Genomic DNA, 13,937 nt, shown 5'->3' with positions numbered 1-13,937 from the left:
AGCCAGCCTTCATCAACGGAAACGATAACCGACGGTCAGCCGCCATGTGCGCGGTTCGCCGAGTGGGACATAGCTTGTGGTGATCGTCGGACCGTAATTCCGACGGTCGAACAGATTGCGGACGCCCAGGTTAAGGTCCAGCTTGCCGATCGTAAGGAAGCCGTTGAGATCGGTCTGCACCGACGGGCCGACCCAATATTGCCCGGCCCTGTCGATGGCGGCACTCGATCGCCCATAGACGCCGGCGCCGAGACCCGCCGTCACGTCATCGGCCACGCGATGGCGATAGGAGGCATAGGCGCTATACTGGTCGCGCGGCTGAAGCACCACCGTGCTCCCGACGTCCGCATTGCTGGGCGTCAGCATGGAATATTGGGTGCGGGTGAACGCGCCGCTGACCATCAGTCCTTTGAGGGGTTCGCCCGAGACGCTGACATCGACACCCTCCGCCAGTTGCGCGGGCAGATTGATGTAATAGAGCCGGTCGAGCGGATCGGGGACCTTGTAGTTGCTCTGGCTCAATCGGAACCAGGACGCATTGAGCAACACGCGCTTGTCGAGCAGATCGAGCTTGATCCCCGTCTCGGCATTGCGCGTCCGCGTGTCGGGCAACAGGTTCCGGCGTCGATCGTACTGAAAGCTGGCGATGAAACCAAAGGCGAGCTGGCCATAGACCGACACATTGTCCGTCACCGCAACCACCGCGCCATAGCTGGGAGTGACGGCGCCATTGGACGTATAGCGAGCCGTGGGGCCATCGCGGAAACTCGATATGGCGTCGGACGATGTCTTGCGCACGCTGGCGAGCAAGGCGAGCTTCCAGTATTTCACCAGATACTGGGCATAATAGGAGGTCTGCTTGCCGGTGCCGCTGCTCGTCGTGAAGTAATCCCTCGGCAGGGGCGGCAGGGGTGGATCGCCCGCGACGTAATCATAGGGGAACATGTCGCCCGAACCGGTATCGTCCGCGGACGTCTTGAAATTCGTTGCCATGGCGCCGGCGATCAGCTTGTGCTCGACCGGCCCGGTCTTGACCGCAATGCGGGCATAGCCGTCGACCGCGTTGTTGGTGGCGTGCTGCTTCACGCCGCTCGTGCTGACGAGCACCAGGTTCGGGGCGAGCACGACGAAGGGCGAATATTGGCTGATGAACAGGTCGGTATTCTGATGCTGCCAGTGGCCCACGATCGTCAGCCAGCTTCCGACCGCCTGAGTGACCTGCGCATCGTAGATGGTACTCTTGATCTGCGAATACTGGTTCTGCCCACCGATCAGGGGCACCCCGGCCCGGATCGGCACGGGCCGCTTCGTCGTCGTATCGTATAGCGTATAGGGCACCATGCCGAAAATCTGGTTCCCGGTCGTGATGCTGGCGATGATGTCGGTCCCGCCCTTCTTGTAGCGGATCGAAGGGGCGAACAGATAATCCTCGTTGCCGCGATAGCCGCCGAAATTATGGTCCGCGGTGGCCGCCGTCGCGATGATACGGGCGCTGACGCTGTCGTCGCCGGAGATGGACCGGTTCGCATCGACCGTTCCGCGCACCGAGCCGAAGGAGCCGACCTCGCTCGATACGTACAGCCGCTCGTCGGCGCTCGGTTTCTTGGTGACGATGTTCACCGTCCCGCCCAGGCTGTCCCCGCCGAGCAGGATGGCATCGGGCCCCTTCAGGACTTCCAGTCGCTCGACATTCGCGATCGGCTGGGTGCTACCCGCCGCGAAGCTGCTGTTGGACGGCGTCGGCAGACCGTTGACCGCCCCGCCCGACGAAAGACCGCGCACGGTATAGCCGACGCCGCCCTGCACGGTCGCGGCGTTGACGGTCACACCCCCCGCGTTGCGCAGCGCGTCGGGCAGGTTCTGCGCCTGCTGCTCGGCCAGGAGTTTGGCGGAAAGGACCTGAACGTTGCGCGGCTGATCGCGCAAGGTTTCCCCGGTTCGCGTCGAACTGGTCGCCCCCCGCACCGTCACATTGGTTTCCGCTTCATCGCGATGCGCGATGACGATGATGTCATTGACGACCAGAATGCTGCCGTCACGCTCATGGCTGACGGCCAGGCGCAGGCCCCGCGTCGCCTGCCTGACCGCCGCCATCGCGTCGCGCGCGCCCTTCACCGACCGGGCGCTCAGCCCACGCACCGCATCGGGATCGGCGTTGATCGTCACCCCCGTCTGCTGATGAATACGCGCCAGGGTGTCCTCCAGCGGCATCGCCGGCACCGTGATGCGCTGGCCTTGCGCCGAGGCGGGTCCCGGCATCCCCCAGGCGGTCATCGGCACCATCGCGATGGCCGCAACCCGAATTTGCAATCTCGCACGACGACTCAGCATGAAAGCCCCCTTCCCCGCGTCGCGGCCACACGTCTCCATGCCCTGTCGGACACCCATTTGAAGCGTTGGCCACGCCACGCTTTACAGCGATGACAGCGAGCCCCACCCTAGGGCGGGACGGTCGATCGTCGACGTCGTCCAAGACCATCGACGGTTCACTCTGCAGTCGCGAAGTCGGCCGCCGATTGTCACGGAGCTTGCCCGGTGCGATCCTGTCCTTCGTCGGGAAGAAACTGCGCGCAACCACAGGCGTCATCAAATCGTATTTGGTTATGCCCCTATAATTCCAGATCGAGCGGCTTGCCGAGCCCCGCCGCCGCGCGTTCCAGCTCGGCGACCAGCCAGCGAATGACAGGCTCCTTGTCGCGATAGGGTTGCCACTGGACGACGAGATCGGTCGATGTGACGGGGAAATCCAGTTCGAGAATGGTGACGGGCAGGAATGCGGCCTGATGCTGCGCGAACCAGTTGCTTGTCGTGACGATCAGATCGGACCCGATCGCCAGCACCGGCAACATCGAATGGAGGCCCGTCCGTATCGCGACGTTACGCCGTGCAAGCGGACTGTCATTCGCGAAGTCGCCGAATATGGCACGTTCCATGTCCGCGTGCACGCCCGCATGAGACGCTTCGAGATAGGTCTTTTCGCCGACGCGACGGCCCGCCAGGGGATGCGACGCACGTACCAGCGCACTCGGCGCGTGATCGATCAGGCGCGCGGCACACAGATCCTTGTCGACCATTGCCTGCGGAACGACGGCAACATCCACGCCCGCATCGAACAGACGCCGGACGGAGCCATGAACGAAAGGCGTCATTTTCAGTTCGATGCCGGGTGCCACCGCACGCAGTCGCGGCACGACGCGACTGAAGAACATCAGTTCCACGACCTCGGGTGCCGTCATGGTGATCGTCCGCCGCGCCGTTGCCGGATCGAAATCCAACGTCAAGTGGAACGTATCATCGACCTCGCGCAGCAGGCGACCGACCCGTTGGCGCAGCGCCTCGCCCAAGGCCGTCAACTGACGACGCTCGCCGAACACGACCAACTCGTCTTTGAATTGATCGCGCAACTGGCGCAGCTTGACGCTCATCGCGGGCTGGCTGATCGCGATGGACTGCGCCGCGGCGGTCAAGGATGGTGAATGGAGCAACGCGTCGAGCGCGTAGAGCAGGTTTATGTTCAGGCGACGCAACCGGGTTCGCCCTTCAGCCAGCGGTGTTGGATCGCCCGAATCCTGCAACTAATGCCCCTATCGCCTGCTCTCCGATGCTACCAGATGACCGCCTCCCAGCGCATTTGGCAAGATTTCTCCTGTCTGCTCGCCAGTTGTCGCAAACAGGATCATCCGGAATAGCCGCAAAGGTGCCGACCTGTGAGACATCATGGTCGTTCCCAGCATGACATTTGCCGGGGCCGAACGGCACATCAAGGTTTCGCAAGGCACCGGCTGATCAGACGACATTCAAATCCGTTACGAATTCGTATCGATCCCCACGATAGACCGAACGTGTGAATTCCACGATGCGGCCATCAGGAATGCGGGTGCAGCGCTCGATCCGCAAAACCTCGGAATTGTGTCGTACATTCAGGATTCCAGCTTCAGTTTGCGTGGCGAGCGAGGCGCGGACGCGCTGCGTGCCGGATGTCGGGCGAAAGCCATGGGCCTCCAACGCCTGATAGAGGGAGTCGCCCAGCGCATCGAGATCGGGCATGAAGATCGCAGGGATCACCGCATGCTCGATCGCCAGCGGCTCGTCGCCGACCAGACGGACGCGACCCAGCCGGGCGACGCGGACATTGGGGGCCACCCCCACCGCCGCAGCTTCCTCCTCGGTGGGCAGCGCGTAGGATTTGTAGATCCATACAACGCCGGGATCCTGCCCTCGCGACCGGGTGTCATCGGTGAAGCTGTTCAGCTTCGCGCCCGATGCTTCGATCCGCCGCGCGACGAACGTGCCCGATCCCTGGCGGCTGACCAGCACGCCTTCGTCGATGAGCTGCCTAATGCCCTTGCGAACGGTGACGCGCGACAGGCCCACCATTTCGCTGAGTTCCCGTTCCGAGGGCAGCGCGCTGCCCGGATCGATCCCCCCGCCGTCGATATGCGCGCGCAGGCTCTGGGCGAGTTGGAGATACAGGGGCGTCGCTTCGTCGCTTCGCGTCCAGGCGATGTCGCGCATCGTCACGCCTCCCGCGCATCCAGCGCCTGCAGCGCCTCGCGCAGGCTGCCAAGATGCGCATCGAGCAGCGCGTCGGCTTCGCCCAGGGAGACCCCCATAGCGACGAGGACGCCGCGCCTTATATCGTTGTCTGCCACGTCGAGCGCACGGATCGCCACCTCTGCCTCCACACCGGCCAGTTCCTGGATCATGCGGCGACCGCGTTGCAAGAGTTTCGCGTTGGAAACGCGCATGGCCACCATTCGCCCGCGATAGACAAACCCCAGGCGCAGCATCAGTGCGGTGGACAACAGGTTCAACACCGCCTTTTGCGCGGTGCCCGCCTTCATCCGGGTCGACCCCGCCAGAACTTCGCTGCCCGTATCGGCCAGCACATGATGCTCGGCATGTGCGATCAGCGGAGTCCCCGCGTTGTTCGAAATCCCGATCGTCAGCGCACCGAGCGTTCTGGCATGCTCGATTGCCGCGACGGTGTAGGGCGTTGAGCCGCTGGCCGCCACGCCGATGACGACATCGGACGGGGTGATTGCGCAGCCATCGATATCGGCGCGTGCCGCCTCGGTATTGTCCTCCGCCCCTTCATATGCCTGTGTCAGCGCCCCGTAACCGCCCGCCATCAGGAAGATCAGGCGTTTCATAGGCCAGTTGAACGTGGGGTTCAGCTCCGTCCCGTCCTGCACGGCGAGCCGGCCGGACGTACCTGCCCCGACATAGATCAGGCGCCCCTCTTGGCCGAGCCGTGCCGCCGCCGCTTCGGCGGCCCGCGCGATCGCAGCGGTCTGCGACTGGATGGCGGCGATGGCCGCCATCTGGCCTTCCAGCATCGCCTGGACAGCCGATTCCGTCGGCCACTTATCGAGTTCGAGATAGCGTGCGTCGAGCGTTTCGGTTTTCATCATAGCGTCGATCCCGATGGGAGCTTCGATGCGGAGCGGCCTGCGCCCGATGGCGCAGCGCAGACCAGGAACGCCAGGGCGGTTCCTATGCAAAGCTGAAAAGGAAAGGAGAGCCCGCTCAGTTGGAGAGGCAGGCCGATGGCGCGTGCGATGGCAGGTTGCAGGAGGATGATCGTCAGGAAACCAATCAACATCGCGGCGATGGCCGAACCGGTCGTCCCGCGCGTGGTGAACAAGGCGGTGAAATAGACACCCAGCAGTCCCGCATAGCTGAACACCATCACCTGCAGCGCGAACTCCAGCAGGCCCATCGAGCTGTGGCGCTGCCAATAGAAGGAGAGGACGGCCATCAGGAACATCGCGAAGCCGATGATGCCCATGCCGGCACGCCCGGCCTGGACGAAGTGATGCTCCTCGACCGGCCCGCGCCGTTCTCGCCAGGGGCGATAGAAGTCCTGCACCAGCACCGACGACATCGCATTCAGCGCGGAATTGGTGGTCGCCACCGCCGCCGCGCAGATGCCGATCGTCACCAGGCCGCGCAGGCCGCCGGGCAATTGCGTCAGGATATAGTGCATGAAAATGCTGATCTTCTGCCCCTCAAACTCGCTGGCGGCGGCGGCGCCGGAACCAACCATCAGGTCGGGGCGGTCATAGAACACGTACAGCAACAGGCCGATGACAATGAACATGCCGACGGTCGGCACCGTCGCCAACACCGACAGATAGAGGCTACGCGCGCCCGTCTTTGCATCCCTGCACGAAAGCAGGCGCTGCGTGGTGTCCTGGTCCATGCCTGCATTGGCGATATAGAGCAGTGCAAGCCCGGTAACGATCGCCAGCATCGAGAAGGGCCGCGAGAGGTCCAGCGAGAAATCGAACAGCCGCAGCTTGTCGACGCCCTGCGGGGTATGGGCCAGCGCCTGCAGGATCTGGGCATTGGAGGCCGGGATCGACAGGCGCAGGAACACCAGCACCGCGACCGCCGAGCCGACATAGACGACGAATTGGATCAGGTCGTTCCACAGAACCGACTTCAGACCGCCGACGAAGGTGAACGCGACACTCGCTACGACCAGCGCGGCGGCGGCGATCACGATGCCCTGCACGCCGACGCCGCCCGTGACGACCATCGCCAACGCGATGGCGGCGAGATATACGCGCGCGCCACCGGCAAAGACCCTCCCGACCAGGAACATGCCACCCGCCCAGCGGGTCGCTCGCTCGCTGAACCGCAGGGTCAGCAACTCATAGGCGGTATTCGCGCGGATCGCGTAGAAGCGTGGGATCAGGACATGGGCCACGAAGATCGCCCCGATCAGGCCGCCGCCGATATTGGCGCTAAGATAGGTCAGGTCGCCGTGATAGCCATAGTCCGGCCCACCGAGGAAGGTCGCCGCCGACTGGGTGGCGGACAGGACCGAAAGCGCCGCGAGCCAGGCGGGAACGGTGCCGCCCGCCAGGAAATATTCGCGAGCCGACGCCGTCTGGCGCGGCGTCAATAGCCACCCGCCCGCGACCAGCAGCAGCAGATAGCCAGCGATCACGAGCCAGTCGGCCATGGAGAAGGGCAGCATCATCGAAGCATACTCCGATCGCCCCGGACCAAAGGCCCGCAGGCATGAGGCGATGGCGTCCGGCCCACGGATCGGGCCGGACGCCGTGGCAAGGCTATCCGGTCAGAGATGCGCGGTCAGCGAGAAGCCGATCGTCCGCCCCAGAATGTCGTAGGTGTCGGGGAAGGTGTTGAACACACCGCCCGTCGACACACGGGGCGGCGCCTTGTCGAACAGGTTGTAGACGCCCGCGCTCATCGTGACGACATCGGTGAAGTCGTAGGAGGCCGACAGGTCGAAGACATCCTGCGCCTTCAGCGTCTCGGTCGATCCGACCGTGCTCGACCGGACCTTACCGATGCGCTGCCAGTCGAACTGGATCACGCCCCTGTCCAACAGCCAGCCGAGCCCGGCCGTGTGGCGATAATCCGGCTGGACGAGCGTCGTACCATCGCTGGAGCAGGTGGCACCGAACGTCCCCTTGCACTGAACCGCGGACACGGTCGGGTTCGCCTGGATCAGATAGGATGTGACGATATTGCCCTGATAGCTCGCGCGAAGGCCCTTGCCCGGCAGCCAGTCCGGTCGCAGGGTATAGGCCGCCGAGATGTCGAAGCCGCGCTGCAGCAGGCGACCCAGATTCTGATTGTTGACGAAGGCATCGGCGAAGGTGCCGTTCGAGTTGCGCGTGACCAGCGCGCATAGCGGATTGTTCGCGGTCGGATTGGTGATGTAACAGCTCGTGATCGCCGCGATCGGCTGGATCACGCCGACCGCCCCACGCAGGTCGAGATTGTAATAGTCGACCGTCACGTTCAGGCCCGGCAGGAAGGTCGGCGTGAACACCGCGCCCGCCGTCGTCGTATAGCCGGTTTCCGGTTTGATGTCGGGATTGCCGCCATAATAATAGTTGCCGGTCAGGTAGCCGGGGGCGGTGGAATTGGCCGATCCCACCGACGGAGCGCCGAACCGCGCGCATTGCGCCGCATTGCCGGTGCCGATCACGCAAGGATCGCCGCCATAGCGCGGCTTCAGGCGATCGACGGTGACCAGGCTGTTGAGCGGCAGCGACGAGGTACTGGCGGCGAATTCCCCGAAATTGGGCGTCCGCAACACGCGCTGATAGGTGCCCCGCAGCCGCAGGTTGCGGTCGACTTCCCAGTTACCCTCGACCTTCCACGTACCGTGCGTGCCGAACCGATTATAATCCGACAGGCGATAGGCGCCGCCGACGTCGAGCTTTCGGATCAGCGGAGTGTCGTGGATCAGCGGGACAAGGACTTCGCCATAGAGTTCGATGACATCGAACGCGCCGCGATAGGCGGCCTGCACGCCCTGGCGATAGGTGTTGCCGGTCAGCAGCGCACTATCCTGATTGATGCTCGCCGTTTCCCGCCGATATTCGACGCCGCCGGCAAAGCCGATCGGCCCGGCAGGCAGGGAGAACAGGTCGGCCAGCGTGCCGCTCACCGTCCCTGCCGTGACGAACTGGTCACGCTTGCGGTTGAAGCCGTCGATCGTACTGCCCAGCGCGGCGGCCAGCCCGGGCCGGTTGGGCCCGAAGATGTTGACCGTATTGACGATCGACGCGAAATTGTTCGCGCCCGCCGGGCTGGTGACAAGGCCATCGCCCGAGATCAGCGACGATTCCGTCGAACGGCCATATTGCGCATAGACGTTCCATCGCACCGCATCGGTCAATGGTCCGCGCAGGCCCGACTGGACCTGCAATGTATTACGCTCGGTGGCATAGCGGATCAGCCCCAGTTCGCTGAGCGACCGGGACACGTTTACCTGGGCGGTGCCGTTCACGAACGTCAGCTGGTTGCGGATCGCGTCCGTCAAAAACGGATTGGTCGCGCTGATCCCAACGGTGCGGTTGACCGATGCGGGCGCCGCCCCGGGGGTGCCCGTCTCCTCGGTACGGGCATTGGTATACATGGCCCGGCCATAGACCTCGATCTGCGGCGTGATCTCATATTTGTACAGCGCGGCCACGTTGATCCGCTTGAGCGGCGAGATCAGGGGATAGGTGGCGGAGATGTTGGAGGTGGCGGAAGGAGTGGTCGTGAACGTGCCATCGTCCGTAAAGCCGAAGCGTCGACCGCTCGCGACGTCGGTGAAGACGCCGCCGATGCTCGGAATGGTCTGGTTGGGCGTCGCGGCCCAGCTGCGCTGTCCCGCCCGCACACCGTCGCGCTGGGTATAGTCCGCCGCGATCACCAGATTGCCACGATCACCAATGCCGGTGCCCAGCATCAGCGAGCCGCCATATTGCGCACCGCCATGGACCGACAACCGGCTGGTCGCGGTGCCGCGGATGCCCTCATATTCGTCGTTGAGGATGAAGTTCACGACGCCAGCGACGGCATCCGCGCCATAGACCGCCGCCGCACCACCGGTCAGCACATCGACGCGCTTGATGAGCGATGCGGGAATGGCGTTGACGTCGACCGAGTTCCGGAAACTGAAGGGTGCCGCACGGGTGCCGTCGATAAGCACCAGCGAGCGGCTTTGACCGAAATTGCGTAGCTCGAGAACCTGCGCGCCGAACGCATCGCTGCCCTGCGAGCCCTGGCGCACACCGCCCGAAAGCTGCGGGATGGTGGTGGAGAAATCCTCGATCGTCAGCGCGGACCGCAATCTGATCTGCGCCTCGTTCGTCGAGGCGACCGGGCTGCTGGAGGTCAGGCCGGTGGCGGGAATGCGCGTCCCCGTGACCACGACCTCGTCGCCGGACGTCGAACCGTCCTGGGTCGCGGGCGTCGCAGAGGCGGTCTGGGCGTGCACAGCTGCGGGTGCCTGCACAAGGGCTACCGCCAGTGCGGCTGCGGCTACGCTATGTCGGTACGACGTCATCATTGCAGTCCCTCCCTGATATGCCCGAACCCAGTCCGCCGATCATGGATCATGACCTATGGCAGGCCTGGACCCCACCGCGATCATGTATACCTCTCCTCAATATGTAAACATGTGGTATTATATTTTGGTATTATTGCGTGGCCGCCAAAGGCGACCGCCGGTCAAGGGTTCGACGACACCGGTCGTGCCCGGAAAGGTCAAAGGCAGACCATGCAGGCTACGTGCAGCGAGGAAGGCCATCGCCTCGGCCTCGATGAAATCGCTGCGCAGGCCGATTTCGTCCGCCGTCCGGCAGACTCCGAGGCGATCGCGCAACGCCGCCATCAATACCGGATTATGTCCCCCGCCCCCGCACACGATCCACAATTCGGGCAGGGCGGGCAGTGTCCGCGCCGCCAGGGCCACCGCCTCCGCCGTGAACGCAGTCAGTGTGGCGGCGGCATCCTCGATCGAACAGGCCGCCACCCAGTCGAGCGGAAAGTCATAGCGATCGAGCGATCTCGCTCCCTCTCCCTGAAAATAGTCGTGCGTCAGCAGACGGGCCAGAATGTCCGTGTCGACACAGCCCGCAGCGGCAAAACGGCCCCCATCGTCATAACGGCCCGCCCCGCGCGACTGGACGAGCTGGTCGATCAAGCCGTTGCCCGGTCCCGTATCGAACGCGATCAAGCTCCTGTCCGCCCCGATCCAGGTCAGGTTCGCAACGCCCCCGATATTGAGGAACGCGACCGGCCGCGCGAAGCCAAGATACTCGGCAAGCGCGGCGTGATAGACAGGCACCAGCGGGGCACCCTGCCCGCCAGCCTGCAGATCATCCTGCCGCATTTGCGCGACTACCGGCACGCGCAGGACATCCGCCAGCATCTGGGGATCGCCGATCTGGACCGACAGGCCGCGCTCGGGCCGATGGAGCAACGTCTGGCCATGAAAGCCGATCAGATCCGGGCGCCGCCCGGCCTCCGCCATCAGCCGCTCGCCAGCCTCGATATGCAGCCGCTCTATGACCGTTGACGCCGTATCGAACGATGACGGCATCGCACCATAGCCGTTCCACGCCAGCGCATCGCGCGTCGCCTGTTCGATGCTCACGCGTTGGGCGTCGGTAAAGGGGATCATCGTCGTGGAACCGAACGCCTCGATCCGCTCGCCATCCGTCTCGATCAGTGCGACGTCGACGCCGTCCAGCGACGTCCCGCTCATATAGCCCATCACCAGCATCAGCAGGACGGGTCCCAAGTGCAGACGATCAGACTGGCATCGTCGTGCCGCTTCACCCGGATATGACGCCGCAGCGAATCCGGCTCGCTTTCGATATCGCGCAACCGCGCCAGCCAGGCGGCACCGTCCTCCGGCGTGGCGATCGCCAGCAGATCGTCGGGCGTCGCCACATCGAACAGTTCCACGAGTCGCAGGAAGCCGTCGCTGGCGATCGCGAAGCGCTGGCCGGGATGGAGCGGAACCGTCGCCTGCCAGAGATGGTCGGCAGCGGCAGGCTCCGTCCCGAGCACCCAATAGCCGCCGTCGCGGTTCTTGAGATGGCGATTGGCGCTCAGTCCCGGCAACAGCAGATTCTTCAAAGCCTCGGAGTCGATCGAGGGGTTTTCCTCGCGAATCGCCTTGACCGCAGCCAGCGTCCGCGCCTCGACGACATCAAGCGCATAGGTGCCGAACAATCGCGCAACCCCGGCTTCGTCCACTGCCGCTACGCGGCAGTCGGCCAGCGCGGTGATCTCGGCAGCATCACCACGCAACCGGATCATGGCAAAAGCCGCCGAGGGCAGTTCGTGGGTGCCGTCGAAAGCGCGAACCTGCGCATCCGCAAGCGCTACCGCGCAGCGCGTCATGACATCGCGCAATATCTCGATCGTGGAACAGTCCGGATCTTCGGCAAGGGCGTCGGCGATCAGCCGGTTGGCGGTCTGAGCCAGCCATGCCGCGTCGCTGGGTGCGTCCAGCAGGGATGGACCGATCCCCGTGGCTCCGTCGATCACCCAGGCCGCATCGCCGAAATGGCCGATCGCATCCTCGTTCACCATGCTCCCGGCATCGGAGAGCGCGACGTCGATCCTCAGCATCCCATGCTCCTCGAGCCGATCCTCATGCGATGCGAAATGCTATCCCGATCCTCCCCGGCATGCAAACCAATAGCATGCCACTTGCACCGCTGTGCATAGTGGTATTTACTCAGGTTATGACACGCCCCACGGCTCCGAAAGACGCTGCTACGCTGCTCGCCTGCCTGCGCAACGCGGTCGGCCGTCGTCATGTCCTGACCGCGCCACGCGCCACGGCACGGTTTCGCAAGGGCTATCGCACCGGCGAGGGAGCGGCGATCGCCGTGGTGCGGCCGGGAAGCCTGGTCGAGATGTGGCGCGTAGCCCAGGCCTGCGTCGCCGCCGATGTCTCGATCCTGCTTCAGGCGTCGAATACCGGGCTCACCGGCGGCTCCACCCCCGATGGCGACGATTATCCCGGCGGCCTCGTCATCATCAGCACCACGCGCTTGTCGCGGCTGAGCGTGATCCGGGGCGGCAAGCAGGTGCTCTGCCTGCCGGGCACGACCCTATACGCGCTCGAACAGGCCCTGCGGCCTTATGGGCGTGAGCCGCATTCGGTCATCGGATCATCCTGTTTCGGCGCGTCGGTGGTCGGCGGCATCTGCAACAATTCGGGTGGATCACTGATCCGGCGCGGGCCCGCCTATACCCAGCTGGCCCTGTTCGCGGCCGTCCAGCCCGATGGCCGACTGCACCTGGTCAATCACCTGGGCATGGCGTTGGGCGAGGAGCCGGAGACGATCCTGTCGCGCCTCGATCGCGGCGACTTCAGTGATGCCGACATCGAAGACGTGGATGATCGATGGGCGCACGACCATCGCTATGCCGAACATGTCCGGGGGATCGATAGCCCTGTCCCCGCCCGTTTCAACGCCGACCCGCGCTGCCTGTTCGAGGCGGCGGGAAGTGCGGGCAAGCTGATCGTCTTCGCGGTGCGCCTCGACACCTTCCCGCGCGAAGAGGGCACCGCCACCTTCTATATCGGCGCGAACGAGGCCGATCGTCTCACCGATCTACGGCGCACGATGCTGCGCGATTACGACAGGCTGCCGATTGCGGCCGAGTATATGCACCGGACCGCCTTCGACGTGGCGGATCGTTATGGGCGTGACACCTTCTTCGCGATTGAGCGGCTCGGCACCGAACGGCTGCCCGCCCTTTTCGCTGCCAAGGCACGGTTCGACGCGCTCGCCGATCGCCTGTCCAGGGGCCTGAGTGATCGTCTGCTCCAGGCGGCGGGACGTTTCATCCCGGATCCGCTGCCCGGCTGGATGCGGGGCTACCGTGATCGCTTCGCCCATCACCTGATGCTGAAAGTGTCGATCGATCAGATCGACGAAACCCGTGCCCTGCTCACCCGGCTTCTCCCCGGCGACGACGCGGGCGACTATGTCGAATGCAGCGCCGCGGACAGCGCCAAGGCGTTTCTTCACCGGTTCGTCGCGGCGGGAGCGGCGGTCCGTTATCGGGCTATCAATGCCGACGACGTCGCCGACATCGTCGCGCTCGACGTCGCGCTGCCCCGCAACGCCGGGATATGGACCGAGACATTGCCGTCGGCGCTGGATACCCAGGTCATCCACGCGCTCTATTACGGCCATTTCTTCTGCCACGTCTTCCATCAGGACTATATCGTGCGCAAAGGCACCGATCCCGTGGCGTTCGAACATGCGCTATGGGCCTTGCTCGACGCGCGGGGCGCGCAATATCCGGCCGAGCACAATGTCGGCCACCTCTATGTCGCGCCGCCCGCACTGGCCCAATTCTATCGCCACATCGATCCGCGCAATCAGCTCAATCCGGGGATCGGCCACACGCCGCGTGCACGCCACTGGACCTGCGAGAACCCGGAAAGCGCCGAACGGCCCCAGTCACTATCGGAGAATCGGGTTTGAGAACCGGTCACCGTCCCCAAGGGCATGGCCGGCCGTTATGGCGGTCCGCCATGGTGGAATGGGTGACCATTGGCCGCCATGCTATGACGGAACGATGAAGCGCATGACGATTCGAGCCGCGCGAACCCGCCGCGCCCGCATCGCCCCGCTTTTCAT

The 13,937-nt window shown here is 64.4% G+C and carries 9 protein-coding genes; 1 reads left to right on the top strand and 8 read right to left on the bottom strand.

What is annotated here, in order from left to right; translation table 11 throughout:
• Positions 1–12: 12 nt before the first annotated feature.
• The 8 genes from QE385_RS01300 to QE385_RS01265 all read right to left on the bottom strand — a co-directional run bounded on the left by QE385_RS01300 (position 13) and on the right by QE385_RS01265 (position 11,904).
• Entirely contained in the window at positions 13–2,331 is a 2,319-nt protein-coding gene (locus QE385_RS01300; RefSeq protein WP_307098297.1) for a TonB-dependent siderophore receptor, read from the bottom strand.
• A 278-nt stretch (positions 2,332–2,609) separates the two neighbouring features.
• Entirely contained in the window at positions 2,610–3,575 is a 966-nt protein-coding gene (locus QE385_RS01295; protein ID WP_307098295.1) for a LysR family transcriptional regulator, read from the bottom strand.
• A gap of 211 nt (positions 3,576–3,786) precedes the next feature.
• Positions 3,787–4,515 carry a GntR family transcriptional regulator gene (locus QE385_RS01290; protein ID WP_307098293.1) on the bottom strand — a complete coding sequence of 243 codons (729 nt, stop codon included), beginning with the start codon at positions 4,513–4,515 and terminating at the stop codon, positions 3,787–3,789.
• Between the two features lie 2 nt (positions 4,516–4,517).
• Entirely contained in the window at positions 4,518–5,411 is an 894-nt protein-coding gene (locus tag QE385_RS01285; protein ID WP_307104503.1) for an N-acetylmuramic acid 6-phosphate etherase, read from the bottom strand.
• A complete protein-coding gene (locus QE385_RS01280; protein WP_307098291.1) occupies positions 5,411–6,973 on the bottom strand; it encodes a sodium:solute symporter in 1,563 nt (520 codons plus the stop codon). The genes QE385_RS01285 and QE385_RS01280 overlap by 1 nt, the downstream gene beginning before the upstream one ends.
• 117 nt (positions 6,974–7,090) lie before the next feature.
• Positions 7,091–9,757: a TonB-dependent siderophore receptor gene (locus tag QE385_RS01275; protein ID WP_307098290.1), complete on the bottom strand. Its 2,667-nt coding sequence runs from the start codon at positions 9,755–9,757 to the stop codon at positions 7,091–7,093.
• A gap of 189 nt (positions 9,758–9,946) precedes the next feature.
• On the bottom strand, positions 9,947–11,065 hold the full coding sequence (locus QE385_RS01270; protein ID WP_307098288.1) for an anhydro-N-acetylmuramic acid kinase: 1,119 nt from the start codon (positions 11,063–11,065) through the stop codon (positions 9,947–9,949).
• On the bottom strand, positions 11,047–11,904 hold the full coding sequence (locus QE385_RS01265) for a protein phosphatase 2C domain-containing protein (RefSeq protein WP_307098286.1): 858 nt from the start codon (positions 11,902–11,904) through the stop codon (positions 11,047–11,049). Before QE385_RS01265 ends, QE385_RS01270 begins: the two co-directional genes overlap by 19 nt.
• A gap of 116 nt (positions 11,905–12,020) precedes the next feature.
• Between QE385_RS01265 and dld the strand changes: the two genes are divergently transcribed.
• On the top strand, positions 12,021–13,781 hold the full coding sequence (dld, locus tag QE385_RS01260) for a D-lactate dehydrogenase (protein ID WP_307098284.1): 1,761 nt from the start codon (positions 12,021–12,023) through the stop codon (positions 13,779–13,781).
• Positions 13,782–13,937: the final 156 nt, after the last annotated feature.

This window comes from Sphingomonas sp. SORGH_AS_0950 (assembly GCF_030818415.1).
GTDB lineage: Bacteria > Pseudomonadota > Alphaproteobacteria > Sphingomonadales > Sphingomonadaceae > Sphingomonas.
Note: the sequence above shows the minus strand (reverse complement) of the source record. Positions and strands in the feature narration are given on the sequence as shown.

Bases quoted from the DNA above. Each gene is read 5' to 3' on its own strand.
- QE385_RS01300 (WP_307098297.1), bottom strand. From the start codon at position 2,331: ATGCTGAGTCGTCGTGCGAGATTGCAAATTCGGGTTGCGGCCATCGCG.
- QE385_RS01290 (WP_307098293.1), bottom strand. From the start codon at position 4,515: ATGCGCGACATCGCCTGGACGCGAAGCGACGAAGCGACGCCCCTGTAT.
- QE385_RS01285 (WP_307104503.1), bottom strand. From the start codon at position 5,411: ATGAAAACCGAAACGCTCGACGCACGCTATCTCGAACTCGATAAGTGG.
- QE385_RS01280 (WP_307098291.1), bottom strand. From the start codon at position 6,973: ATGGCCGACTGGCTCGTGATCGCTGGCTATCTGCTGCTGCTGGTCGCG.
- QE385_RS01265 (WP_307098286.1), bottom strand. From the start codon at position 11,904: ATGCTGAGGATCGACGTCGCGCTCTCCGATGCCGGGAGCATGGTGAAC.
- dld (WP_307098284.1), top strand. From the start codon at position 12,021: ATGACACGCCCCACGGCTCCGAAAGACGCTGCTACGCTGCTCGCCTGC.